General features: G+C 71.2%; 30 protein-coding genes, 1 tRNA gene and 1 pseudogene. 22 read left to right on the plus strand and 10 right to left on the minus strand.

What is annotated here, in order from left to right; translation table 11 throughout:
- Window positions 1–31: 31 nt before the first annotated feature.
- From ACK4UM_RS04795 to ACK4UM_RS04820, 6 genes are all read right to left on the minus strand, one after another.
- Window positions 32–2,860 (minus strand): phage/plasmid primase, P4 family, encoded by a 2,829-nt coding sequence (locus ACK4UM_RS04795; protein WP_409796374.1) that lies wholly within the window; start codon window positions 2,858–2,860, stop codon window positions 32–34.
- Window positions 2,857–3,231 (minus strand): DUF4031 domain-containing protein, encoded by a 375-nt coding sequence (locus ACK4UM_RS04800; protein ID WP_409796375.1) that lies wholly within the window; start codon window positions 3,229–3,231, stop codon window positions 2,857–2,859. The genes ACK4UM_RS04795 and ACK4UM_RS04800 overlap by 4 nt, the downstream gene beginning before the upstream one ends.
- Window positions 3,231–3,824, minus strand: a complete 594-nt coding sequence (locus tag ACK4UM_RS04805) for an MT-A70 family methyltransferase (protein ID WP_409796377.1) — start codon at window positions 3,822–3,824, stop codon at window positions 3,231–3,233. Before ACK4UM_RS04805 ends, ACK4UM_RS04800 begins: the two co-directional genes overlap by 1 nt.
- Complete coding sequence (locus ACK4UM_RS04810; RefSeq protein ID WP_409796379.1) at window positions 3,824–4,492, minus strand: hypothetical protein; 669 nt, start codon at window positions 4,490–4,492, stop codon at window positions 3,824–3,826. The genes ACK4UM_RS04805 and ACK4UM_RS04810 overlap by 1 nt, the downstream gene beginning before the upstream one ends.
- Window positions 4,489–4,758, minus strand: a complete 270-nt coding sequence (locus ACK4UM_RS04815; protein WP_409796381.1) for a hypothetical protein — start codon at window positions 4,756–4,758, stop codon at window positions 4,489–4,491. The genes ACK4UM_RS04810 and ACK4UM_RS04815 overlap by 4 nt, the downstream gene beginning before the upstream one ends.
- Before the next feature lie 291 nt (window positions 4,759–5,049).
- Window positions 5,050–5,367, minus strand: a complete 318-nt coding sequence (locus ACK4UM_RS04820; RefSeq protein ID WP_409796382.1) for a hypothetical protein — start codon at window positions 5,365–5,367, stop codon at window positions 5,050–5,052.
- Between the two features lie 76 nt (window positions 5,368–5,443).
- On the opposite strand from ACK4UM_RS04820, the gene ACK4UM_RS04825 reads away from it, so the two are divergent.
- From ACK4UM_RS04825 to ACK4UM_RS04895, 15 genes and pseudogenes are all read left to right on the plus strand, one after another.
- Complete coding sequence (locus ACK4UM_RS04825; RefSeq protein WP_409796384.1) at window positions 5,444–6,013, plus strand: hypothetical protein; 570 nt, start codon at window positions 5,444–5,446, stop codon at window positions 6,011–6,013.
- Between the two features lie 432 nt (window positions 6,014–6,445).
- Entirely contained in the window at window positions 6,446–7,222 is a 777-nt protein-coding gene (locus ACK4UM_RS04830) for an XRE family transcriptional regulator (RefSeq protein ID WP_409796385.1), read from the plus strand.
- A gap of 73 nt (window positions 7,223–7,295) precedes the next feature.
- Window positions 7,296–7,754, plus strand: coding sequence for a hypothetical protein (locus tag ACK4UM_RS04835; protein ID WP_409796387.1), 459 nt, complete (start codon window positions 7,296–7,298; stop codon window positions 7,752–7,754).
- Entirely contained in the window at window positions 7,754–8,257 is a 504-nt protein-coding gene (locus ACK4UM_RS04840; protein ID WP_409796389.1) for a hypothetical protein, read from the plus strand. The genes ACK4UM_RS04835 and ACK4UM_RS04840 overlap by 1 nt, the downstream gene beginning before the upstream one ends.
- Window position 8,258: 1 nt before the next feature.
- Window positions 8,259–8,546, plus strand: a complete 288-nt coding sequence (locus tag ACK4UM_RS04845) for a hypothetical protein (RefSeq protein WP_409796391.1) — start codon at window positions 8,259–8,261, stop codon at window positions 8,544–8,546.
- The gene (locus ACK4UM_RS04850) at window positions 8,546–8,701 is read left to right on the plus strand and encodes a hypothetical protein (protein ID WP_409796393.1); all 156 of its coding nucleotides are present in this window, start codon (window positions 8,546–8,548) and stop codon (window positions 8,699–8,701) included. Before ACK4UM_RS04845 ends, ACK4UM_RS04850 begins: the two co-directional genes overlap by 1 nt.
- Window positions 8,698–9,330 (plus strand): hypothetical protein, encoded by a 633-nt coding sequence (locus tag ACK4UM_RS04855; RefSeq protein ID WP_409796395.1) that lies wholly within the window; start codon window positions 8,698–8,700, stop codon window positions 9,328–9,330. The genes ACK4UM_RS04850 and ACK4UM_RS04855 overlap by 4 nt, the downstream gene beginning before the upstream one ends.
- Window positions 9,331–9,479: 149 nt before the next feature.
- Window positions 9,480–9,776 carry a DUF2312 domain-containing protein gene (locus tag ACK4UM_RS04860; protein ID WP_409796436.1) on the plus strand — a complete coding sequence of 99 codons (297 nt, stop codon included), beginning with the start codon at window positions 9,480–9,482 and terminating at the stop codon, window positions 9,774–9,776.
- 1 nt (window position 9,777) lies between these two features.
- Window positions 9,778–10,923 carry a DNA polymerase III subunit beta gene (dnaN, locus tag ACK4UM_RS04865; protein ID WP_409796397.1) on the plus strand — a complete coding sequence of 382 codons (1,146 nt, stop codon included), beginning with the start codon at window positions 9,778–9,780 and terminating at the stop codon, window positions 10,921–10,923.
- A 2-nt stretch (window positions 10,924–10,925) separates the two neighbouring features.
- On the plus strand, window positions 10,926–11,183 hold the full coding sequence (locus tag ACK4UM_RS04870; protein ID WP_409796399.1) for a hypothetical protein: 258 nt from the start codon (window positions 10,926–10,928) through the stop codon (window positions 11,181–11,183).
- Window positions 11,180–11,431, plus strand: a complete 252-nt coding sequence (locus ACK4UM_RS04875; protein WP_409796401.1) for a hypothetical protein — start codon at window positions 11,180–11,182, stop codon at window positions 11,429–11,431. The genes ACK4UM_RS04870 and ACK4UM_RS04875 overlap by 4 nt, the downstream gene beginning before the upstream one ends.
- Complete coding sequence (locus ACK4UM_RS04880; protein ID WP_409796403.1) at window positions 11,428–11,649, plus strand: hypothetical protein; 222 nt, start codon at window positions 11,428–11,430, stop codon at window positions 11,647–11,649. The genes ACK4UM_RS04875 and ACK4UM_RS04880 overlap by 4 nt, the downstream gene beginning before the upstream one ends.
- Window positions 11,642–11,971, plus strand: a complete 330-nt coding sequence (locus ACK4UM_RS04885) for a DUF4326 domain-containing protein (protein WP_409796405.1) — start codon at window positions 11,642–11,644, stop codon at window positions 11,969–11,971. Before ACK4UM_RS04880 ends, ACK4UM_RS04885 begins: the two co-directional genes overlap by 8 nt.
- A complete protein-coding gene (locus ACK4UM_RS04890) occupies window positions 11,964–12,164 on the plus strand; it encodes a hypothetical protein (protein WP_409796407.1) in 201 nt (66 codons plus the stop codon). The genes ACK4UM_RS04885 and ACK4UM_RS04890 overlap by 8 nt, the downstream gene beginning before the upstream one ends.
- Before the next feature lie 172 nt (window positions 12,165–12,336).
- Window positions 12,337–13,395 (plus strand): annotated as a pseudogene (locus ACK4UM_RS04895) (recombinase family protein); the annotation flags it as partial.
- 81 nt (window positions 13,396–13,476) lie between these two features.
- Here the strand turns inward: ACK4UM_RS04895 and ACK4UM_RS04900 are convergent.
- The 4 genes from ACK4UM_RS04900 to mnmA all read right to left on the minus strand — a co-directional run bounded on the left by ACK4UM_RS04900 (window position 13,477) and on the right by mnmA (window position 15,946).
- The gene (locus ACK4UM_RS04900) at window positions 13,477–13,815 is read right to left on the minus strand and encodes a hypothetical protein (protein WP_409796408.1); all 339 of its coding nucleotides are present in this window, start codon (window positions 13,813–13,815) and stop codon (window positions 13,477–13,479) included.
- Between the two features lie 103 nt (window positions 13,816–13,918).
- A tRNA-Met gene (locus ACK4UM_RS04905) sits at window positions 13,919–13,995 on the minus strand.
- Window positions 13,996–14,058: 63 nt separating this feature from the next.
- Window positions 14,059–14,751: a class I SAM-dependent methyltransferase gene (locus tag ACK4UM_RS04910; protein ID WP_409796410.1), complete on the minus strand. Its 693-nt coding sequence runs from the start codon at window positions 14,749–14,751 to the stop codon at window positions 14,059–14,061.
- 22 nt (window positions 14,752–14,773) lie between these two features.
- A complete protein-coding gene (gene mnmA / locus ACK4UM_RS04915; RefSeq protein WP_409796412.1) occupies window positions 14,774–15,946 on the minus strand; it encodes a tRNA 2-thiouridine(34) synthase MnmA in 1,173 nt (390 codons plus the stop codon).
- Window positions 15,947–16,245: 299 nt separating this feature from the next.
- On the opposite strand from mnmA, the gene ACK4UM_RS04920 reads away from it, so the two are divergent.
- The 7 genes from ACK4UM_RS04920 (at window position 16,246) to ACK4UM_RS04950 (ending at window position 22,875) form a co-directional block, all read left to right on the plus strand.
- Complete coding sequence (locus ACK4UM_RS04920) at window positions 16,246–17,661, plus strand: flagellar hook-length control protein FliK (protein WP_409796414.1); 1,416 nt, start codon at window positions 16,246–16,248, stop codon at window positions 17,659–17,661.
- A 14-nt stretch (window positions 17,662–17,675) separates the two neighbouring features.
- Window positions 17,676–18,350 (plus strand): flagellar hook assembly protein FlgD, encoded by a 675-nt coding sequence (locus ACK4UM_RS04925; RefSeq protein WP_409796416.1) that lies wholly within the window; start codon window positions 17,676–17,678, stop codon window positions 18,348–18,350.
- 117 nt (window positions 18,351–18,467) lie between these two features.
- Window positions 18,468–18,743 carry a DUF1153 domain-containing protein gene (locus ACK4UM_RS04930; protein WP_409796418.1) on the plus strand — a complete coding sequence of 92 codons (276 nt, stop codon included), beginning with the start codon at window positions 18,468–18,470 and terminating at the stop codon, window positions 18,741–18,743.
- Window positions 18,744–18,925: 182 nt separating this feature from the next.
- Complete coding sequence (fliF, locus tag ACK4UM_RS04935; protein ID WP_409796420.1) at window positions 18,926–20,530, plus strand: flagellar basal-body MS-ring/collar protein FliF; 1,605 nt, start codon at window positions 18,926–18,928, stop codon at window positions 20,528–20,530.
- A 3-nt stretch (window positions 20,531–20,533) separates the two neighbouring features.
- A complete protein-coding gene (locus ACK4UM_RS04940; RefSeq protein WP_409796422.1) occupies window positions 20,534–21,118 on the plus strand; it encodes a flagellar assembly protein FliH in 585 nt (194 codons plus the stop codon).
- A 91-nt stretch (window positions 21,119–21,209) separates the two neighbouring features.
- Window positions 21,210–21,494: a flagellar motor switch protein FliN gene (gene fliN / locus ACK4UM_RS04945; protein ID WP_409796438.1), complete on the plus strand. Its 285-nt coding sequence runs from the start codon at window positions 21,210–21,212 to the stop codon at window positions 21,492–21,494.
- 13 nt (window positions 21,495–21,507) lie between these two features.
- Window positions 21,508–22,875 (plus strand): sigma-54 interaction domain-containing protein, encoded by a 1,368-nt coding sequence (locus ACK4UM_RS04950; RefSeq protein ID WP_409796424.1) that lies wholly within the window; start codon window positions 21,508–21,510, stop codon window positions 22,873–22,875.
- The last annotated feature ends 129 nt before the right edge of the window (window positions 22,876–23,004 follow it).

A 23,004-nucleotide genomic window follows, 5' to 3' on the forward strand; every position in this document is an offset into this window, starting at 1 on the left:
CAATCGGCGATGGTCCGGACCGCTTCTCGGCTCACCACAGGGGCTTCGGGCCTGGATCTACGCCCGTCTCCGGGCGGTCCGACACGCCGTCGAGATCGCAATCGAGGTAGAAGATCCGACCGCCGATCTCCTGCGTGGCCAGCGCCTGTTTCATCGTGCGCCCGAACTTCGTCTCGGATCGCACCCGCTTGGCGTTCGCCATCGACCAGGACTTGTAGGCCTCGTACATGGTCCGGCTCTGCACCCGCCCTCCAGGGCGCTCGCGCACGCACGCTTTTCGGAATTCGCCGATCGGGTCCATTTCGTCGCGATATTCCGCCGTCGAGGCGCGTACGCTCTCGGCGATGTGCAGACCGTGCTCCAGGTAGGCGCGCGCGCCCTCCACGAGCCAGGCGAGGATGCCGGGCCCCTCGTCACGAACGAAGCCGGAGACCAGCTCCTCGAAGTCGGCGCGCTCGTCCTCCGGGATCGTCTGATCCCAGTGCACGAGGAGCATGCGCCGCCAGATGCCGTTGTCTGTGCCGTCGATCGTCGGCAGGCCGTTGCCGCTCATATGCGGCGTCGCCACGCTCTGGAATTCGAAATAGCCTTTGAAGAGCGAGCGCACGGGGAAGGCTTCGCCGCCCGTGAGGCGCTTGATCAGGTCCTCCTGAAGCGGAACGTCGCCCTTCACCTCGAGGATGCGCACCATGCGCTTCCCGAACAGCCGCACGAGATCCGGCGAGGCCGAGCCCGAACCGCGCTCGCTCCCGCCGACGATCGATTCGCGCGGCAGCCCTACGGCGAAGCCCGGGCCGAGCACGCGCGTCAGCGTCTCCAGGAACACGCTTTTGCCGTTCGCGCCGCTTCCATAATGGAACATCACGAATTGCGGCGCGATCGCGAGGAGGCTCGTCCCCGCGAACTCCTGCACCGTGCGGCGCTTGCTCTCGTCGGGCAGCATTCGCGCGAGAAAGGCGAGCCACCTCGGCGCCTTGGCGGACGGGCCGCGCCAGGCGATCGGCAGCACGCTCGTGAGCCAGTCCTCGCGCCTGTGGCCCTCGTCGACCGCGACGCGCACACAATAGCGGGTCACGTCGGGGTCCGGGCAATCCGGGTCCACCTCGCGCACCAGGCGCAGGGTGTGACCAGCCGCGGCGAAGCAATAGCGGTCGGCATTGAACGCCTCCGGAGGCCGCCGCAGCCGCGGGGCCGCGCAGGCGAGCGCCTTCTCGATGCGGCCGTGGTTCTTCGAGGTGACGCCGAAGGCCCGCCGCGTGTCGCGCCGCTTCTTGATGCGCTTGTCGAGCGCCTCGGCCGCCGCGACCGCGGTCACGTCTGCCGGCAGAGCCTTCTCGTCGGCGGCGAGACGCCGAATGCGCGCCTGGGCGGCCTCGCCTTCGTCGAGCACGCGCTTCTCCTCCGCCGTCGGCTGGCCGAGCAGATGCGCCTCGAGCGCGATCCGCCCTCCGAGCTTCTGCGCGGTCAGCTCGGCTCGAGCCTTGCCGCCGGCGAGATCCCAATGCGAGCCCGTCCAGCCCATCCAGTCGCCGCCGGAGACGCCGTCCTGCGCGAGCACGGTCAGATCCTGCCCGAAATGGCGGATCAACCGCTCGGCATTGTCCGTGTCGGAATGGTCGAGCCGCGAGCATATCTGCACGACCTCCCAATCCACGCCCTCCGCGCTCTCGTCGGACGGCCCCTCGCCAGGGTCGACGTCGTCGTCGTGGTGGTCCTCGTGGCGATAGTCCGAACCGCCGAACGGCGTGCGCTCTTCGGGTTCCGGGCCGGGGTCGTCCGGCAGCGGCTCCGGCGGCCCTCGCTCAGGCCCGCCATAACCCTCGGGAAAGTCCATGGGCGGGCGCTCGTAGCGCGCTCGCCGCGCGGCCTTTTCCCGCGCTTCCGTGGCGATCTGTTCCAGCCGCTCGCGCACGTCGCCCGCTTCGCCACGCCCCCGCCCGATGCCGCGGGCGATCTCGCGGCGCACGCTCTCGTGGCCGTCGTCGCGCACGAGGCCGCACCCGTCCGCGGCGTCGAGGAGCGCGGCGAGCGCCTCGCGCTCCGAGATGGCCCCGGCGCCGACGAACTTTCCGGCCGAACACCCCCCGGCGAACAGCGCCGTCCCGCGCTTCGTGCTGGTCGCGGCGATCTCCGCTGCGATACGGTCGAGCGCGGCGCGCGCGTATGCGCGAACCGCCTTCTCCGCGGGGTCGTCGAGCACGATCGGCCGCGCCGCCCGCGGCTCGAAATCGTCGCGCTCGCCGGACGCAGGCGCGGCTTTCGGCTGCCGGATCAGCTCGAGTAGCCGCGCGGGCGGGTGCGGCGCGGACGCCGGGTCAAACGGCTCGGTGAGCCACTCGTAGTCGTTGCCGTTCCTCAGCCGCGAGGGCGGCATGATCACGTAACCGCGGTCGCAGCGAATATCGATGTTCTTCAGGCGCGGGGTATCGTTGCCCCACTCGCCGTCAGGCCGCGCGAACCAGAGGTGGAGGCCGCCGCTCTGCGTGCGCACGCGCGCGACGCCGGCCGGCAGCTCGCCGACGGCGTCGACGAGGCGCGCCTCGACCTCGCCGACGCTCTCCCCCTTCGGGTCGAGATCGACGACGAAGCCGCCGGCCCAGCCCGGGGCCATCCCGATCAGCGCATCGGACGTCTCGCGCCACCAGGCGCGAATACGGCTTGCGTCGGTCGTGGCCTTGGCCGGCCACCCCGTGCCCTTGATCGGCGCGCCGCTCTCGTCGCGGTCCTCGCGGACGAGCGGTAACTTCGCGAGCTTACGGCGCCCCTTCGGCAGGGGCTGCGGGTCCGGCTTCGGGTTGCAGGGAAAGAGCCGCCAACCCCGCTCGGCATAAGCGAGGGCCGCCTCGAGGATCTCGCTCACGATGCCCTCCCAAACAACGGCAGCTCGCTCGCCGGCCGCGTCCGCCGCGCCCGGCTACGCGCGATCTGGTCGAGCACGATCTCGCCGCGGCGCCTCTGCGCGGGGTCGCGCGAGGCAGCGTCGATTCGCGCCAGGTGCTCGCGCGGGCCGTAGCGGTCGGTGACGATCGCGCCCGCGCGGATGGCGGCCTCGCGCTTGGCCTGGCACACGTCGAAATGCATCCAGCTCGCCTTCGGTGGCTCCTGCAGCCAGTGCCGCGCGACGCCGATCCGATCCGCCATCGCCAGAAGCTCGGCGCGCGAATCGGCCCACATATGGCTCATGATCAGCCGCCCGTAGCGCAGGCGCGCGTCGTCGACATAGACCGCCATCAGGAGGCCTCCGCGAACAGGTCGAGCTCGTCGCCAAAAGCGTCCCAGCCGGGCCGGCGGGTGCGGGCGAAGACGTCGGCGCGGCGCGCGAGCTGCGGACATTTTTGGTCGATCAGCTCGTAGAAGCGCTCCGGCTTGCGCGAGTGCTCGCGCCGGATGCCGCGGAACAGGCCGGGGAACGGCGCGTGCTGAGGGCTGCCGACCGTCGCGACGGCGACGTATTCGCAGCGGGCCCGCACCCTGTAGCCGGTGCCGATCGCGGGCTTGCCGGAGGGAAACACCTTCGACCAGGCGAAGCACGTCTGGTAGGCGAACCCCCAGCGCGGGATCAGCGCGAGCTGGCGCGGCAGCAGCGGGCCGGTGCACCACAGGAGCAGCAGGCAGGCGCCAGGATCGGCCAGATCGCCGAGCGGAAAGCGCTCCGCGATCTCCTCGGTGTCGACGCAAGCATATTGCGCACCCGCGCCCTTCACCTCCCCCGCGGCCGAGTAGCTCTCGAACCGCCAAGGCGGGTCGGCGACGATCAGGTTATATCCGTGTGGCACGAGATCGCCGAAGGGCCACGGCGGCAGCGGTGCGAAGAGCGACGACATTACCCCGCCCTCCGCATGTCGAGCGCGGAGCGGCCGGGCGGCGGGTCGCCATAGAGCACAGGCGCGAGGTCGCAGCCCCGGCGCTGTCGATAGAGGTAGGCCACCAGCGGAATCCGGTCCGCCTCGGTGAAGGCTTCCGGTGCCGGGTGCAAAGAGGAGCAGTTCTCCGGGCGACCATGCACGGCCACCATGGCGGCGAGCGCATTCTCGTCGGCCTCGACGGCACGCTCGATGAAGCGCTCAGGCTCCACGTCGCGCACCACGGCGTCGCCCGGCTTCGCCAACGGAGCTGCCTTCTTCGGCGCCGGCGCGCGCGGGTCGCCGCGCTCGCGGGCCTGGCGCACCACATCGTGGACGTACCGGGTCGGCTGCCCGACCTCGCGTGCCACCTCCGGCGGGCGCATCCCGCTGGCGAGCATGTCGAGGACCATGTCGTGCGGCACGCGCGGCCTGCGCCCCGCTCCCGGCTTCGTCACAGGCTCAGCCGGTGCTGTCGGCCGGATCAGCACTTCCGGCGCATGCGCGGTCGGCGTCGCTGCTCCCGCAAGCGCCCGCTTCACCTGCGCCGGGCTCAGGCCGAAAATTCGCGCGATCCGCTCGGGCTTGTACTTTCCGGTCCGGTCCAGAGCCCGGACGGCGGCGAGGGTGTCGTTGTCGAGCCGGCTCATCCCGCGACCTCCAGGCAGAGAGCCGCCGGCGATCCGCCCGACAGCGTCACTGCACGCGCGATCGACATCGGCAACACGCCGTCGTCCTCGCGCGGCAGGCCGCCCTCAAAGCCGGGGTAGAAGCTGGGGCAATGGGCGTAGAGATCGGCGAGGTGCAGCGCGCCAGGCGTTCCGGTCGCGGCGAGGCGCTCGACGACAAGGCTTCGCTGTTCGTGCGAGAGGCGACGAGGGTCTGGCCCCAGCATGGGCCGGGTCGGGACGGGCATGGCAGAGATCCCCACGGGCACGGAAGGTGGTCAGGCCGGGTTGCTCCCGGCACGGCGGCCATCCCGTCACGGCGGCGCGCGCGCCCGCCTCTCGAGGGCGTCGGCGAGGTCGCGTAGCGCCTTGGCGCATCCCGTCGCTCGGGTCGCGATCGCCCGCAGCACCCACGCCAGAGCCAGCCAGATTGTCCGTCGAATGCCGCCCATCGCCCCGCCTCGCGTCGTCCCTCGACGCCCTCCTCGCGCGCCGGCTCGCGGCCGCCGCGTCGTTCTCTTGCCGCGCCTGGCGCGGGTTCAGTCGTCGAGCTCGGCGAGCTGCCGCTCGAGCTGCGCGCGCTGGGCGCGCCTGCGGGCCTCGACCAGCCACCCCGGCGGGTCGATCATCGAGGCCTCGAGCATTTCCGGGCCGTAGGCCGAGAGCGCGCGCGCAAACCAGAACAGGTTCGGCCGCGCATTCCCCGCAAGCCAGTTCTCCACCGTCCTCACCGGCGCGCCGAGATCGGCCGCCACGCACGCCGCCGTGCGCTGCGGGTGCAGCCCCCGCAGAAACGAGCACCATTTCTGGTGGTCGATTTCCCCAAACTTGGCGGTTTTCCCCGCAGACTTGCGCATGGTGGCCCCCGATGCTGTGTGCATCGGTTGGGTCGCTTCCGCGCATCGGCGGGGGATCGAAGAGGAGATGGAGAGCATGCCGGCGGAGGACATCTCAGGCCCCCGGCATCAGGGGGACGGCAGGGCGCTGGAACGCCTCGCCGCCCGGGAAAGATTGAGGATGGCCCTCGCGCGCCTCGGCGCGTTGCAGGGTCTCGACGCGGCCCGCCGGGAGGGGATGCCCCCTCTCCTGTGCGAGCCGCGTCGTGCGGTCCGCCGCACGCGGATCGAGGAGGCGGGCGAGGCCTGTTGCCCCGCCCACCGCTCTGCTACTCTCAGAGGTGCGACCCAAACTGAGCACGGAGCAGAGAAAGCGATGCAGAAAACCAGAGCTGTCGGGATCGCGTGGTACGAGCGCGACGACTATCCGCGCATCCTCGAGATCATGACGGATGCGGACACGCTCCCCAGGACATACGACGCCTGGAAGAAGAGCGCCGAGGGCGCCGAGCGCGCTGTCAAGGGCAGTGGCGCCCATGTCGTGCGCGCGATAATCGAGCCGGACAAGTTCCGCGCCTGGTGCCTCTCGAACGGATTGGACGTCGACGCCAAAGCACGTATGCGCTTCGCCAGCGAGACTGCCGCTCGGCATTTCGACGAGAGTTGAGACGGCGAGCGCCGCTCGAAACTTCATCGCATCGCCTCCGAATCGGGAAAAGCGCCGCCGGCGGGCGCGGCAGCCGGCGGCGCAGGTGCCGCCCGGTGGCCTTCATCACCGCGCGGGGGAGGAACAGGGCGAGGAACATCGGCGGGCCACGAGCACCCGTCCGGCCAATTCTCGGCGAACCACTGCCTGGCACGGGTGAGCCGGCGCGATCCCATGTCGCCCCCAGCCCGAAGATGCTTCAGGCGAGTGCCATCTCCGAAAACAAGCGTCGACACGCGCGATTCGGAGAGCGTTCGTGCTGCGCAAAACGCCTCGGCAAGGCGGAGGATGTGGTCGATGTCGCTCATGTCACGAGGGAGCGCTAAAAATAGCGCCGCGTCAAGAAGAAATTTAGCGCAAGCGCAGCACGATGTGGCGATATAAATCTATCGCATGGAGACGAACGCCGTTGCAGCACGCATTCGCGAGCGCCTTGATGAGCTGGGCCTGGACCCGACGCCCACATCGGTCCGTGCCGGGCTGAGCGCGAGCGCGATTCGCAACATCCTCGACGGCAAATCGAAGTCTCCGCGCGGTGACACGCTCATGCGCCTCTCGATTGTCCTAAAAACGAGTGTCGAGTGGCTGGCCACTGGCAAGGGCGAAAGATATGTCGACCACGATGACAGCGAACTGATTGAGGATGCGAACGGACCCGCTGGAATTGCCGAAGTCTCGGGGCGAGGAAGAGTCGGCGCAAAGGTGCAGGCCGGCTTCATCCCAGAATTTGATCTGAAAGCCGGCGCATCGTTTGGCGGGGGCGTTGCTCTCGAAACCTACGTCTCTGATGAGGACGGGAATGTCTATCGGGGCGAGGTAGCCCGCGCTCAATGGTGCATTCCGACTTACTATCTCGCCGGGCACAACATGCACCCTGGTAGGACGCACATCCTGCCTGTCGATGGTCCGTCCATGCTGCCCGATTTTCAGCCCAATGATCGCGTGTTGATTGACCTGGACGACACTAACCCGGGGCGCGATGGCGTTTTTGCCATCTTCGACGGCAGCACCGAGTCCGTCATTATCAAAAACGTGCAGGTGATCCGTGGCAGCAGCCCGTTGCGGATCAGGTGCGTCTCCTCGAACTCGCTCTACGAGCCGTTCGAACTGGAGCTCGATGGCGTCACGCGGATCCTCGGCAGAGTGCGCCTCCGAGTCACGACCGTGTAGGCGCTAATTTTATCGTTGACGCGCTTTTTGTAGCGCATAATATCGCTCCCATCGCACTCGCATGGGGGCATCCATGTCGCCGTATCTCCAGAACCCGCCGCCTGCGCGGCCGCGCCTCGTCGCGCATCTCCTCACCCGCCTCGCGCCCGTCGCTGGCGAGGAGGACCTCGCCGCGCTGATCGAGCCCCTGCCCGACAACGTGCTCGCCGGGGCGCTGCAGCTCGACGAGCGCGCCACCCTTCACAGCCTCAAGGCGGCCGCCCGTCGCGCCCGCCCCGTTGACGAGAAGAAGGTCGTCACCCACGACGGCGCCACCTGGCCGGTGCCGCGCGAGAGGATGACGGACATCCACGCGATCGTCGCTCGCATGGGCGAGGACATCGCCTCGCTCGCCCGCGACGCGCAGGACATGGAGGTGCGCACCTCCGCGCTTGTCGAGCTCGGCTGGCCGCCGGCGGCGATCGACGCTTACGGCAAGCGCGCCACTCGCGTCGCGCAGACCCTCCTCACCCTCGATGAGGAGGGCGTGTGATGGCTCGCCCAGCATCCGATCAGCGCCTGACGCTCGACGAGCTCCACGCCGGATCGCGCCTCATCGTCGAGGGCGGCTGTTACGGCTTCGAGGCCAACACGGTCGTCGAAGTCGAAGCCACTCCGGACGGCCTCGGCTTCTGCACGGCGGACGCGCACATGCGCGCGCACCATTCCGACAAGGTCGACATCCGGTGGACCCTGCTCGCCGACATTGTCGACGAGGACGGCTTCCTGCGCGGCGTCCGTCGGCACGTGCCGATTTTGCCCGCGCCGCTCGCGGCGCCGGTCGGCAAGCGCCAGGAGCCCCAGGCCCTCCGCTGGAAGGTCACCCTCATCTACCGGAGCGAATGCGGCCCGGTCGACGTCACGCACGAGGTCGAGGAGCTTTCGGAGATCGAGGACCTCGTCGAGCGCGGCCCGGACTGGAACACCCTGATCCGCGGCAGCTTCGTCCTCAATCCGGCGCGCACGACCGCTCCCGGCAAGACGCTGGAGGCCTGACATGCAGACCCTCCCCGCCCCCTCTCATCCCGTCGAGACCGCCGCGCCCGAAAACCTCGCCCTCGGCTCCCTCGCCGAGCTGACCGCCCGCTCCTGGGCCGCGCGCCAGCTCGTGCGCGCCGAGCTCGCTGCCGGCTGCACCGACAGCGCGCGGCTTGCGCTGCGCACGCTCTACGCCGTCATGGCCGCCGCGCGCGGCTCGCGCCTGCACCTCTATCGCGTGCTCGTCGCGGACGCCGCCCGCCTGCAGGCCGCGTTGTCGATCGCGCTCGCCGACGAGGTGGCGTGATGACCATTGCAGCCTTCACCGCCATCCTCGGCGCCGGCTTCGCGCTCGGCGCGCTCGCCGGCACCTGCGTTGGCTTGGCGCTCGGCCGCACGAAGCGCCGTTGGCTCATGAACGAGATCGCCGATCTCAACGCAGCGCTGGACGGCAGCCGATGAGCCGCATCGTCTCCGCCTCTCCGCGCGGCCGCGCGATCGACCTGCTCGCCCCGCGCGTCGACCAGGTCGACTTTCCCGAGATCTCGTCGGCGCTCGCCGGCATCAACCGCTATGCCGGCTGCGTCGCCGTGGTGACGCAGCCGGTCTCGGTCGCGCTGCACACGCTCATCGCGCTCGACGCCGCGCGCGCGATCGGCCAACCCGTCGACGTCCTGCCCTACGTTCTCCTGCACGACGCGCCGGAGGCGCGGCTCGGCGATCAGATCTGCCCGTGGAAGCGTGCGCTGCACGCCGAGCTGACCGCGCGCCTCGGTGAGCGCCTGGCCGACGAGGTCGATCTCGCGGCGCACGCCATCCACCATCGGCACTTCGAGGTGATCTGCGAGGCCGCCGGCCTGGCGCCGCCCGACGAACGCGCGCTCGAGTTCGTGAAGGCGGCCGACGATCTCGCCCTCGTCACCGAGCGCTTCTGGTTCCTGCCCGCCGCCGACGAGGCGTGGGGGCGCTCGCTCGCGCACGTCGCGCCAATGAAGAAGCGCCCCCGCTGGCTCCCCGCCGATAAGGCGGCCGACGCGCTGATGGAGCGCTTCCGCCAGCTCCTGCCCGTCTTCCGCAAGCACGCCGCGTGAGGTGATCCATGGACGACATCAAGACCACGATCCAGTTCGCCGACGGCCCGGAAATCCCGGTCGACTTGTCCTCCAAAGTCGGGCGCACGGCGGCGGCGCGGGTATTGAAGGACGCGCTGGCGAAGAAGTTCGGCCGCCCCTCCTCGCAAATGGACATCGCGGACGTCGACCCTGACGAGCAGGAGCGTCGCACGAAATCCGCTGATCATGTCGCTGGCATCGCGGTCGACGAGCTGATGCAGTTCATTGAGCGCATCGAGCGGCTCGAGGAGGAGAAATCCGGCATTCAGGCCGACATCAAGGATGTGTTCGCGGAGCTGAAGGGGCGCGGCTACGATGCCAAGGCGGTCAAGCAGATCCTGAAGATGCGGAAGCAAGATCATTCCGAGCGCCAGGAGCAAGAGGCGATTCAGGAACTCTACATGCAAGCGCTCGGGATGGCTTGAGATGAAGCTCACGGTCACCCGCGCCGCGCTGCTCTCGGCCTTCGAGACCGTCGGACGCGCCATTGAGCGGCGCACGACGATCCCGATCCTCTGCAATGCGCTCCTGAAGGCCGAGGGCGAGCGGCTCGCCGTCCACGGCACGGATCTCGATCGCGAGGCGATGGTCTGCGTCGAGGCGAGGCTACAGAGCCCGGGCGCGATCACGGTGCCGGCCGCCCTCCTGTACGACATCGCCAAGAAGCTGCCGTCCGAGAGCGACATCGCGATCGAGGCGGACGGGGGCGGCGACCACATCCAGGTCAGATCCGGCCGCTCGCGCTTCCGCCTGCAGACGCTCCCCGCCGACGATTTCCCGCATCTGAAGGCGATTGAGCCGACGAACGCATTCGCGCTCTCCGGCAAGGCGCTCGCGCGCCTCATCGCCAAGAGCAAGTTCGCGATCCCGACGGAGGAGACGCGCTACTACCTCAACGGCATATACCTGCACGTCGCCGAGGGGCTAGACGGCTCGATGCTTCGCGCCGTCGCGACCGACGGGCATCGCCTGGCGCAGATCGCGACGCCCGCGCCGGACGGTGCGGTGAGCATGCCGGGCATCATCATGCCGCGCCGCATGGTCGAGGATCTGGAGCGCCTCGCGAAGACGGCCGGCGCGGAGGAGATCGAGCTCGCCGTCTCGTCAACGCTGATCCGCGCGAGCCATGCGGACACCGTGCTCGTCTCAAAGCTGATCGACGGCACCTTTCCCGATTACCAGCGCGTCATCCCGCAGAGCAACCCGCACCGCGCCGTCCTCGACGCCCGCGCGCTCGCCGCGAGCATGGACCGCCTCGCCGCTGTCGGCACCGAGCGCGGCCGCGCCGTCAAGGTGCAGCTCGACGCGGGCACCTGCGCGCTCGAGCTGCGCAGCGCCGACATCGGCGAGGCCTCGGACGCGCTCGATTGCGAGTGGCAGGGCCCGGACGGCTTCGCGATCGGCTTCAACGCGCGCTACGCGCTCGAGCTGATGGCCGCGCTCGACGTCGACCAGGCCGCCATCGCGCTCGCCGATCCCGGCTCCCCGATGCTCTGGACCGACGCCGCCGCCGAGGGCGCCGAGCGTGAGCAGCCCAACGCACTCTACGTGCTCATGCCGATGAGGGTTTGACCATGACAGAGCGACCAATCCAGGACGCACATCGCACCCAGATGAACGCCTTCGCCGAGATCCTCGACGAGATCTTGAACGGCACGAATCGCCCGCGGCGCGTCGGCTTTGCACTTCTCGTCTTCGAGTTCGGCAAGACCGAGGGCGGCCGCGTCAACTACATCTCGAACGCCCAGCGCGCGGAGATGCTGACGGCCATGCGCGAATACATCGCCCGAGCCGAGGGCCGCGCAGTCGACGCATCAGAGACACGGCAATGACCCGCCTCCCCCTCGATCGCCTGCGCGAGGAGCGCGCCCGCCGCAAGGCGGTCTACGCCCGCACCCGCACCACCCATCGCGGCCGCGCGAAGGCCGCTGACGGCTTGCGCGAGGTTACCCATGCGCTCCTCGAGGCCGAGCTGCGCGCCCGCGCCAGGGCCGAGCGCGAGGCGCAAGGCAAGCGCGGCCTCGGCCGCCCCCGCGCCCCGCGCCCGCCGGCGCCGGATCTCTTCGGAGCCCATCCGTGACGAGCCCGCTCATCACGATCGACCAGGCCGTCGCGATCGCCCGGGCCGCCGGCGAGGCCGAGGCGGACCGCCTCGCCGAATCCGCCCGAACCCGCGAGAGCGGCACCCTGCAGCGCGTCGCGGCGATCCTCGCCGTCGAGGCCGTCGAGCGCGCACTTTTCATTCACGCCATCGCCGCGACGGCGGCGCGCAACACCCGAGGAGTCGCCGATGTCTGAGCCCCGGCGCATCCAGCGCTCCCGCGCGGCCGGCTGGCGCATGCCGGAGAACACCGTCTACGTCGGCCGCGGCTCTCGGTGGGGCAACCGTTTCCGCGTCGAGGACCACGCCGACGCGGCCGAGGCCGTTATGATGTTCGAGCACGATCTCACGAAGGCGGCTGTGTTCCACGAGGAGGCGTACGACGACTACATTCGCCCGCTGATCGGGAAGAACCTCGCGTGCTGGTGCCCGCTCGACGCGCCCTGTCACGCCGACGTGCTGCTGCGCCTGGCGCGCGAGTTCGCATGTGAGGAGATCGAGGAGCGCGACGATGGCTGACCAGGCGCAGCTCCCCCTTCCCGCACCCGACACGTGGACCCGACCAAAGGGCAAGCGCTCCTGCACGCGCAATCCCGCCGCCGGGCCCGGCACGTGCTGGCACTGGTGGGAGGGTTGCCCGAACCCGGAGAAGCGCGGCTGCTACCAATTGTGGCACGAGCGACGGGCGACGCAGGCGAAGGAGGTCGGTTGACGTCCATGCCCCGCCGTCCCGCCCAGCCTCCGCGCGCTGCCGAAGCCCGGCCGGTCTATCCGGCCGCGCTCCGGCTCGTGCAGGCCCTTGCGCGGGCCCAGGCGCGCCGCGATCATGCGGAAGCCGTGGCACGGCGCGGCGGGACGCGTGAGGGCGAGGAGCGATGAGCGCAATGCGACGGCGGGCGGCGCTCTATGCCCGATATTCGACGGACCTGCAGAGCGAGCGCTCGATCGAGGATCAGCTTGCTCTCTGCCGCTCCTACGCCGAACGCGAGGGGCTTGTGGTCGTCGGCACCTACCACGATCGCGCCCGCTCCGGCGGCACGCTCCTCGGCCGCGACGGCCTGATGGACATGCTCGCGCTCGCCGAGCGCGGCGAGACGGACGTCGTCGTAGTCGAGGCGCTCGATCGGCTCTCGCGCGACATGGAGGACTTGGCAGGCATCCACAAGCGCTTGCGCTTCCGGGGCGTCGAGATCCTCGCCGTCCACGAGGGCAGGGCCGATACGGTGCTCGTCGGCTTGCGCGGGCTCGTTGGGCAGCTCTTCCGCGAGGATGGGGCGCGCAAGGTGCGGCGGGGAATGGCGGGCGTGGTCGCCTCCGGCCGCAGCGCGGGCGGGCGAGCCTACGGCTATCGCCCGGTGCCGGGCGCACCGGGGAGGCTCGACATCGTGCCCGACGAGGCGCAGACCGTGCGCCGCATCTTCGCGGCCTACGTCGATGGCGCCACCCCGCGCGCGATCGCCGCCACCCTGAATACAGAGGGCGTGCCGCCCCCGCGCGGCGTTCGCTGGAATGCCTCGACGCTCAACGGCTCGCGCGAGCGCGGCAACGGCATCCTCGCCTGCGAGCTCTACGCGGGCGAGATCGTCTGGAACAAGGTCTCGATGGTGGTCGATCCGAGAACCGGAAAGCGGATCTCCCGGCCGAACCCGCCCGAGGCCTGGCAGCGATCGTCCGCGCCAGAGCTGCGCATCGTCGACGAGGAGACATGGGCCGCCGCCCAGGCACGAAAGGACGGCCGCTCACGGGCACCCGTCGTGAACACGCGCCGCCCGCGTCACCTCTTCTCCGGGCTCCTACGCTGCGGGATCTGCGGCGGCGGCTACTCGGTCCACGATCGCGACCGCTCCGGCAAGACCCGCATCCGCTGCTCGACGATTCGCGAGAGCGGCGCCTGCACGAACCGCCGCACCCTCTACGTCGCGGACGTTGAATCGGTCGTGCTCGACGGCCTGCGCGCGGAGTTGCGCCGGCCGGAGCTGATCGAGGCGTATGTCGCAGCCTATGCCGAGGAGCGGCGGCGCCTGTCAGCGACGGCGCGCGCTGACCGCGCGACGCTCGAGCGACGGCTCGCCGAGTCGACCCGCGCCTACGAGCGCACGAAGACGCTCTTCGTCAAAGGCCTCATCTCGGAAGAGGATGCCGAGCGCGACCTGCCAGCCCTCCTCGCTGAGCGCGACCGCCTGCGCGGCGAACTCGCCGCGGCGGATGATGACGAGGTGGTGATCGCACTGCACCCGGCCGCGCTCGCGCACTACCGCGCCGCCGTCGACAAGCTCGCCGAGACCCTGTCCGATCACGCCCGGGCCGGCGAGACGGAGATCGTCGACACCCTGCGCGAGCTGGTCGACACGATCGTCATCCACCCTGAAGGAGCCAAGGCCTCATGGGACGTCGAGGTGCGCGGCCGCCTCGCCTACCTCGTAGGCCCGGACGCGTTCCCGTCGCGGCGACTGTGTGGGGTATCGGTGGTAGCGGAGGAGGGACTCGAACCCCCGACACGAGGATTATGATTCCTCTGCTCTAACCAGCTGAGCTACTCCGCCCCGAGGCGGCGACGGTGTCCCGTCGCGTCGGCTCGGGCGATATACGGACGTCGCGGGGCGCTGTCAAGGAAGGTTTGGCGTCGAATGACCCCGCGCCGTCGCGCCTGCCGCGGGCGCCGCGTGCGTCTTGCGCAGGCGCATGAGCTTGAAGAAACCCGCCGGGAACAGGGGGGCAACCTCGACGACCTCGAAATCGCCGCGTTGCTCCGCCCAGGCCGCGAGGCGGCTGATCCGGAAGGCCGAGCTCCAGCCGACCTTGGCCATCAGCGGCGCGAGCCCCTCCTCGATGCGGGCGAGCGGGCCCGAATCGTGGCCGAGCTTCGAGGAGACGACGATCTCGCCGCCGGGCTTGAGCACGCGCGCGCATTCGTCGAGCGCGCCTTCCGGATCGGGCACGAGCGTGATCACGAACGGCACCGCCACCGCGTCGAAGGAGGCGTCCGCGAAGCCGAGCCGGCAGGCGTCCATCGCCGCGATCAGGCGCACGTGCGGCCGGCCGGCGAGCACCTTCTCGCGCGCCTTCTCGAGCATGTGGACGGACAGATCGACGCCGCAGACCCGCGCCGTGTGCGGATAATAGGGCAGGACGAGGCCCGTGCCGACGCCGATCTCGAGGATGTCGTCGCCGCAGGCGGCGGCGGCCTGCGCCGTCTTGCGATGCGCGTCCGAGAGGAGCTTGTGGTAGACGCGGTCGTAGACGGGCGCCCAACGCTCGTAGACGCGGCGCTGGCCCTCGAGATCGTACTTGACGCCCATGGATTCCTCTTCGTGCGGGTCTTCAGGCGAGAGCGGCGCTGTGGGCGCGCGGCGCGCCGTCGACCAGCCGCCGGGCGATGGTGCCGCCGCCGAGCACGCGCGCGCGCGGATCGTCGCTCTCGTAGAGAACGCAGGCCTGGCCGGGCGAGACGCCGTCCTCCGCGACGGCGAGCTCGATCTCGGGCTCGCCGTCGACCATGCGCAGCAGCGCCGGGCGCGGCGCGCGGGTCGAGCGCACGCGGGCGGCGACCTCGAGGCCCCCCTCCCCGATCGAGGCGAGCGGCACGTCGCCGAGCCAATTCGTCTCGCGCAGCCGCAGGCGGCGGGTCGCGAGCGCCTCGCGCGGGCCGACGATCACGCGCGCGCCTTCCGCGTCGAGCGCGACCACGTAGAGCGGCTCGCCCGTGGCGAGGCCGAGCCCGCGCCGCTGGCCGACCGTGTAGTGGACGATGCCCTCGTGGCGGCCGAGCACGCGCCCGTCGACATGCACGATCGCGCCGGGCGCGATCGCGTTCGGCTTGAGCTTGGCGATGACGTCGGAATAGCGGCCCTGCGGCACGAAGCAGATGTCCTGGCTGTCCGCCTTCTCGGCGATCGCGAGGCCGAGCTCGCGGGCGAGCGCGCGCGTCGCCGCCTTGTCGGGCAATTCGCCGAGGGGGAAGCGCAGGAGCTCGAGCTGCGCCTGCGTCGTCGCGTAGAGGAAATAGCTCTGGTCGCGGTCGGGATCGGCGGCGCGGTGGAGCGCGCGACGCCCGTCGGGCAGTGCCCGGCTCGCGACGTAATGGCCGGTGGCGAGCACGTCCGCGCCGAGATCGCGGGCGGTCTCGAGCAGGTCGCGGAACTTGATCGAGCGGTTGCACTCGACGCAGGGGATCGGCGTCTCGCCCGAGAGGTAGCTGTCGGCGAAGGTCTCGATCACGGCCTGCCGGAAGCGGCTCTCGTAATCGAGCACGTAATGGGGAATGCCGATCGTGTCGGCGACGCGGCGGGCGTCGTGGATGTCCTGGCCCGCGCAGCAGGCGCCCTTGCGGTGGGTCGCCGCGCCGTGATCGTAGAGCTGCAGCGTGATGCCGACGACGTCGTAGCCCTCGCGCGCGAGCATGGCCGCGACGACGGAGGAATCGACGCCGCCCGACATCGCGACGACGACGCGCGTCGCGGACGGCTCCTTGGCGATGTCGAGGCTGTTTCGCATCGGGTCCTCGTCGGCGGGTCCTCGTCGGGCTGCGGCTGCCGCGCGCAGGCCGCCACCGCTTCTCTATAAGCGGAGGGCGCGCCGCTTTCCAGGGAACCCCGGCAAATTCTGCCGTGCCGCGGGCGCGCTTTGCCGAGACGGCGCGGGGCCGGGGATGCGACCGCGCCGACGATCCTGACGCAAGGCATTGATCCGGCTTGCGAATCGACGCCGGCTGCCGCTGGCCCGGCTCTTGCGGGTCCGGCCCGTCGCCGAGCCCCGATCCGGGGCCGCGTCGTTTCGCCCGCGAGGCTCGTGCCATGCGTATCGATGTCGTGATCGCCGGACAGGCCGGCCAATCGCCCAAGCGCTCCGCCTCCGAGGCGGAGGACGCTCCCGTGTTCGAAATCCCCGCGGACGGCGCCGGCGCCGAGCAGGGCTCCCCCGAGGCGATCATGCCAGAGCCGACCGGCGAGGCGGCGCCCGCGCCCGTCGGCATGCTCCAGCCGACATGGCAGGCCGCGCTCGCGACGGCGGCCCTCGACGTCGGCGACGGCGGCGCGGCGGAGACGAAACCAGCAGCCGCCGAGACCCCGACAGCGGACGCGGCTGCTTCGGCATCGGGCCCCTTCGCGCGGATCGCCGGGGAGGCGTCGGTGCCGCCGCAGGCGAGCGTCGCGCTCGACGCGGCCGCGAACGGCTCGGCGAAGGCCGCGGCCGGCGCGCAGACGCCCGATGCTGAGGTCCTTCCCGAGACGGGCGAGCCCGCCGCCGAGGCGCCCGAGCGCGCCCCCGGCGAAAAGGCGGCGCAAGAGCCGCCCGGCGCCGTCGTCTCGGCGCTCGCGAAGGCGATCGCTCCCGGACGAGGCGAGGGCGTGCCCGGCACCGTCGGCGCCATCGTCTCCGCCGCCGCACGCGGCCTCGCCCCGCCCGCGACCGCCGACGCCGCCGGTACGGTGCTCCCCGACGAGGCCGAGCGGCAGGCGCCACGCTCCGGCGCGGGCGCCTTCGCCCTGCCGGGCGCGGACGCGCCGTCGCCCGAGGCGCTCGCCGGAGAGGACGGCGCGCGAGCGAGCGGCGGCAGCGGAACCGGGCCGGGCTCGGGACAGGCCGCGGCGCCGTCGGCCCAGCCTCCCGCTCAGCAAGCCCAGCCGGCGCCCCAGCCCTCGGCCGAGCTCGCGCGGCTCGCCGGCGCGAGCGTGCCGCAGCCGCCGACCGCCCAGGCCGGCCCGCCCGCGCCGCCTGCGCCGCCGATGCCCGTCCTCGACGACGTGCCGCTCGGCGCGGTGGCGGGAGCGCTAGGCAGGCGCAGCCGCGCCGGCGCGAGCCGCTTCGAGATCCGCCTCGATCCGCCCGAGCTCGGCCGCATCGCGGTGAGCCTGACGATCGAGGACGGCGAGGTCTCGGCGCGCCTCGTGGTCGACCGGGTCGAGACGCTCCAGCTCCTCTCCCGCGACGCGAAGACGCTCGAGCGCGCCTTCGAGCAGGCGGGGCTGAAGGCGGGCGAGAACGCGGTCCAGATCAGCCTGCGCGAGCAGCCCGGCGCCGGCGATCGCCGCGACGGCCAAGGCAACGGCAACGGCGCGCACGCCTTCGGCCGCGACGGCGAGGGGGAGAAGCGCTCGGGCCGCGAGGGACGCGAGCGCGGCGCGCGCGAGCGGCTCGAGCTGATCGAGGCGAGCGGGGCGATCGCCCTGCGCACGGGCGGCGTGCGCGCGGTCGATCTGCGGATCTGAGGGGGGAGAGGGCGATGGCGAGCGGGATGGAGACGGGCGCCGCGGGAGGCGCGGCTTCACGGGGCGTCGGCACCGCCGCCCGCGATCGGCAGGCGATCGCGCAGAATTTCGACCAGTTCCTGCTCCTGCTGACCACGCAATTGCAGAACCAGAGCCCGCTCGACCCGCTCGACACCAACCAGTTCACCCAGCAGCTCGTCCAGTTCGCGACGGTCGAGCAGCAGATCAAGGGCAACGAGATGCTCTCCGAGCTGATCGTCGCCACCCGCGCCTCGAACGTCGCCACCGCGTCGAGCTTCGTCGGCCAGCGCATCACGGCCGCGGGCCGCACGGCGGAGCTCGTGGACGGCGAGGCGCGCTGGACGCTCGAGGCCCCGCGCGCGGCGGCGAACGCGGCGATCGACGTGCTCGACGAGAACGGGCGCGTCGTGGCGAGCCAGGTGCGGCCGATCCAGCAGGGGCGGCAGGACTTCGTCTGGGACGGCACGCTGGCGAGCGGCCAGCAGGCCCCGCCCGGCACATACCGGCTGCGCATCACCGCGACCGACGTCAGCGGACAGCCGGTCGACGTGCGCACGACCTTCTCGGGCATCGTCGACGCGCTCGACCTGACCGGAAACGAGCCGATCCTCGTCGTCGGCAAGGTGCGGATCAACCTCCTCGACATCACCGGCGTCGAGCGCAGATGACCTCGCACGATCGGATTCCGGTCTTACGGCGCAGCTGTGTGGTTCACTTCAGCCTTTCTTAAGCCACGCGTCCTACCGTCACACCCGACATTGGTCAGTCGAGTGTGTGAGAGTACCATGACCGAACCGCTCCGCTCGAGGGCGAAATACGTCATCGGGCCGGACGGCAGCCCGCTGACGATCGCGGATCTGCCGCCCCCGAACACCCGCCGTTGGGTGATCCGCCGCAAGGCCGAAGTGGTCGCGGCCGTCCGCGGCGGCCTGCTCAGCCTGGAGGAAGCCTGTCAGCGCTACACGCTGACCACGGAGGAATTCCTCTCCTGGCAGCACTCGATCGACCAGCACGGTCTCGCTGGCCTGCGCACGACGCGCATCCAGCAATACCGCAACTGATCGTCTTCGAGCGTCATCCCCCGACCCGCGAACGGGCGCCGCATCCGATCGATGCGGCGCCCGTCGCTTTTCGCGTCCCGACACGCCCGACATGAAGCCGCGTTAACCACTCGTTCACCACGGACTGGGAAATTCTTGCCGAGCGGCGTGCTTCGCGCGTCGCCCGTTCGGTGAGGGCAGGCGTGAACCAGGCGATCGAGATCCTGACGAAGCTGGGGCCGCAGCGTCTCGCGATCATGGGCGTGGTCGCGCTGGCGCTCGCAGGCTTCTTCGGCTTCGTGATCATGCGCGTCGCGCAGCCGGACATGGGCGTGCTCTATTCCGACCTGACGCCGCAGGACGCCGGCGCCGTCATGCGCGAGCTCGACCGCCGCGGCATCCGCTACGAGACGCGCATGGACGGCATCCTGATGGTGCCGCGCTCCGAGATCGCCCGGCTGCGCATGGCGCTCGCGGCGGACGGGCTGCCCTCCGGCGGCGGCGTCGGCTACGAGATCTTCGACCGCGGCGACACCTTCTCGGCCACAAGCTTCGTCCAGAACGTCAACGCGCTGCGGGCGCTCGAGGGCGAGCTGTCCCGCACGATCGGCTCGCTCGCCCGCGTCGAGCGCGCCCGCGTGCACCTCGCCATCCCGGAGCGGCGCCTGTTCGAGCGCGAGCGCGAGGCGCCGCGCGCCTCGATCGTGCTGCGCGTGCGCGGCGATCTCGACGCCGCGCAGGTGCGCGCCATCCGCCATCTCGTCGCCACCGCCGTCGAGGGGTTGCGCCCGGAGCGCATCTCGATCGTCGACGAGAGCGGGCGCCTCCTCGCCGACGGCGCGGGCGACGGCAACGCGCTCGCCGGGCTCGCGGTCGACGAGACGCGCACCGCCTTCGAGTCCCGCCTCGAGCGGCAGGTGGAGGACATCGTCGCCGGCATCGTCGGCATCGGCCGCACGCGGGTGCGCATCGCCGCCGAGTTCGACACGAACCGCGTCGAGAGCCGCTCGGAGAGCTTCGATCCGGAGGGGCAGGTCCTGCGCTCGATGCAGACGCGCACCGAGAACGCCGTCTCCACGCAGCAGGACGGCGGGGTCACGGTCGGCAACGAGCTCCCCGGCGCCGACGCCGCGCAAGGGCCGGGCGCCCGCGACCAGCAGGAGATCGCCGAGGAGACGCTCAATTACGAGATCTCCCGCTCGACCCGCGTCGAGATGCAGGAAGGCCCTCGGCTGCGGCGAATCTCGGTCGCGGTCCTCGTCGACGGCGCCTGGACGCGCGGGCCGGACGGGGCGCTCGTCTATTCCGAGCGCGGCGCCGACGAGCTCGAGCGGATCGCCACCCTGGTGCGCACCGCGATCGGCTTCGACGCCAATCGCGGCGATCAGGTCGAGGTCGTCAACCTGCGCTTCGCCGAGACGCCGATGCCGGAGGTGCTGCCCGAGCCGACCTTCGTCGAGACCCTCCTTAACCCGACCCGCGCGGACGTGATGCGGGCGATCGAGCTCGCGGTGATCGCGCTCCTCGTCCTCGTCGTGATCTTCACCGTGCTGCGCCCCATGCTGCGCGCGCTGACGGCCCCGGCCGCTGCGACCGTCGCCGCGGCGCCCGCACGCGCCGGCGGCGGCGCCACGGGCACGATCGGCTACGACCCGCCGGAGGAGACCGCGACGAGCCGCATGATCGAGATGGCGAAGGTCAACGGCCAGGTGCAGCAGCAATCGCTCGACCGCGTCGGCGAGCTCGTCAAGAACAGCCCGACCGAGACGATCTCGGTCCTGCGGCAATGGATCCACGAGCGGGGCTGAGGCATGAGCGAGCCCGCCAAGTTCCTCTTCGAGCGCGATTTCGGGCGGCCCAAGGACGCGCCGTCGCCCAAGCTCCAGGCCGCGCTCGAGGACGCCGAGGCGCGCGGCTTCGCGGCCGGCCACGCCGCCGGGCGCGCGCAGGCGCTCGCCGAAGCCGACGCCGCGCTCGAGGCCGCGCTCGCCCGCGTCGCGGACGCCGCCGAGCGTCTCCTGGGGGAGGCCGAGGAACGGGGCGCGCGGCTCGAGACGGAAGCGCTCGCCTTCGCGCAGGCGCTCGCGGTCAAGCTCGCGGGCGACGCGGTCGCGCGCTTCCCGATGGACGCGATCGCCGAGGTCGCCCGCACCGCCTTCGCCCATCTCGCCGGCGTGCCCCATCTCGTGGTGCGCGTGAACGAGGGGCTCGTCGAGAAGACGGAGCGTCTCGTTCAGCGCATCGCCCGCGAGCGCGGCTTCGAGGGGCGCCTCGTGATCCTCGGCGAGCCCGAGATCGCGCCGGGCGACGCGCGCTTCGAATGGGCGGACGGCGGCGTCCTGCGCGACGGCGCCGCGCTCGGCCGCGAGATCGCCGCCGCCATCACCGGAACATGACCACAGGAAAGCGAGCCGAGCCATGGCCGACGAATTCACCCTGCCGAAGCTCGACGAGGCCGATATCGGCTTCGACGCGCACGCGCCCGAGATGCGCGAAACCACCCGCGACGGGCCGGTCGTGCAGCGCACCGCCGCGGATCTCGAGCAGATCTTCGACGTGCCCGTCTCCGTCTCGGCGGTGCTCGGGCGCGCGCGCATGCCCGTCGGCGACCTCCTCCAGATCGGGCCGGGCGCCGTGCTCGAGCTCGACCGCAAGGTCGGCGAGGCGATCGACATCTACGTGAACAACCGCCTCGTCGCCCGCGGCGAGGTGGTCCTCGTCGAGGATCGCCTCGGCGTGACCATGACCGAGATCATCAAGAACGACCATTGAGGAACGGGCTGCCATGCGCCTTCTGATCATCGGACGTCTCGCCGGCGAGCTCACCACCGCCTCGAAGATCGCCATCGCCCGCGGCGCGACCGTGACCCATGCCGACGACCTCGACCAGGGCCTCGCGGTCCTGCGCGCGCGGGGCGCGGATCTGATCATGATCGATGTCGGGCTCTCCGTCGCGGGCCTCGTCGGCGCGCTCGAGGCCGAGCGCATCCGCACGCCGGTCGTCGCCTGCGGCGCGGTCGCCGACGCGCGCGCCGCCGTCGCCGCGATCCAGGCGGGCGCCAAGGAATACATCCCGCTGCCGCCCGACGCGGAGATGATCGCCGCGATCCTCGAGGCGGTGGCCGCCGACAACCCGGCCTTCGTCTATCGCGATCCGGCGATGGAGAAGGTGGTGCGCCTCGCCGAGCAGATCGCGCGCTCGGACGCCTCGGTGCTGATCACCGGCGAGAGCGGCACCGGCAAGGAGGTGATCGCGCGCTTCGTGCACCAGCGCTCGGCCCGGCGCATGAAGCCCTTCGTCTGCGTGAATTGCGCCGCGATCCCCGACGCGCTCCTCGAATCGGAGCTGTTCGGCCACGAGAAGGGCGCGTTCACCGGGGCGGTGGCGCGGCGCATCGGCAAGTTCGAGGAGGCGAACGGGGGCACGCTCCTCCTCGACGAGATCTCCGAGATGGACGTGCGGCTCCAGGCCAAGCTCCTGCGCGCGTTGCAGGAGCGGCTCATCGACCGCGTCGGCGGCACGCGCCCGGTGCCCGTCGACATCCGCATCCTCGCGACCTCGAACCGCAACATGGCGGAGGCCGTGCGCGCGGGCACCTTCCGCGAGGACCTCTATTACCGCCTCAACGTCGTCCATCTGCGCCTGCCCGCCCTGCGCGAGCGGCCGGGCGACATCATCGAGCTCGCCACCCATTTCGCGCGCAAATATTCGCAGGCGAACGGGCTGCCCGAGCGCGCGCTCTCCCACGACGCCAAGCGGGTGGTCCTGAAGAACCCCTGGCGCGGCAACGTGCGCGAGCTCGAGAACGCCGTCCACCGCGCCGTCCTGCTCGCCTCCGGGGCCGAGATCGAGGCGGACGCCCTGATGACGCCGGAGGGCGATTCCCTCACGGCCGCCGACGCCGACCCCGCGAGCCGCGCCGCGCGCACGGCCGAGGCGGTGACCCGCGCGCTCGTCGGGCGCACGGTGGCCGACGTCGAGCGCGACCTCATCCTCGACACGCTCGACCATTGCCTCGGCAACCGCACCCATGCGGCGAAGATTCTCGGCATCTCGATCCGGACCCTGCGCAACAAGCTCAACGAATATTCCGCCTCCGGGCTCGACATTCCCGAACCGGGCCAGGCCCGGATGGCGGCGAGCTACGGGTGAGTTTTCGCGATTCCCCTCCCCCCGCGCAGCGGCGGGGAGGGGTTAGGGGTGGGGGGCGGTGGGGCTTGTGGGGAGGTCGGTGGTGGTGCTCCGTCCGAGAGGCAGATCGGAAGAGCGGCGGGTCGGGAA

The organism is Salinarimonas sp. (assembly GCF_046292825.1).
In the GTDB taxonomy this organism is placed as follows: Bacteria; Pseudomonadota; Alphaproteobacteria; order Rhizobiales; family Beijerinckiaceae; genus Salinarimonas.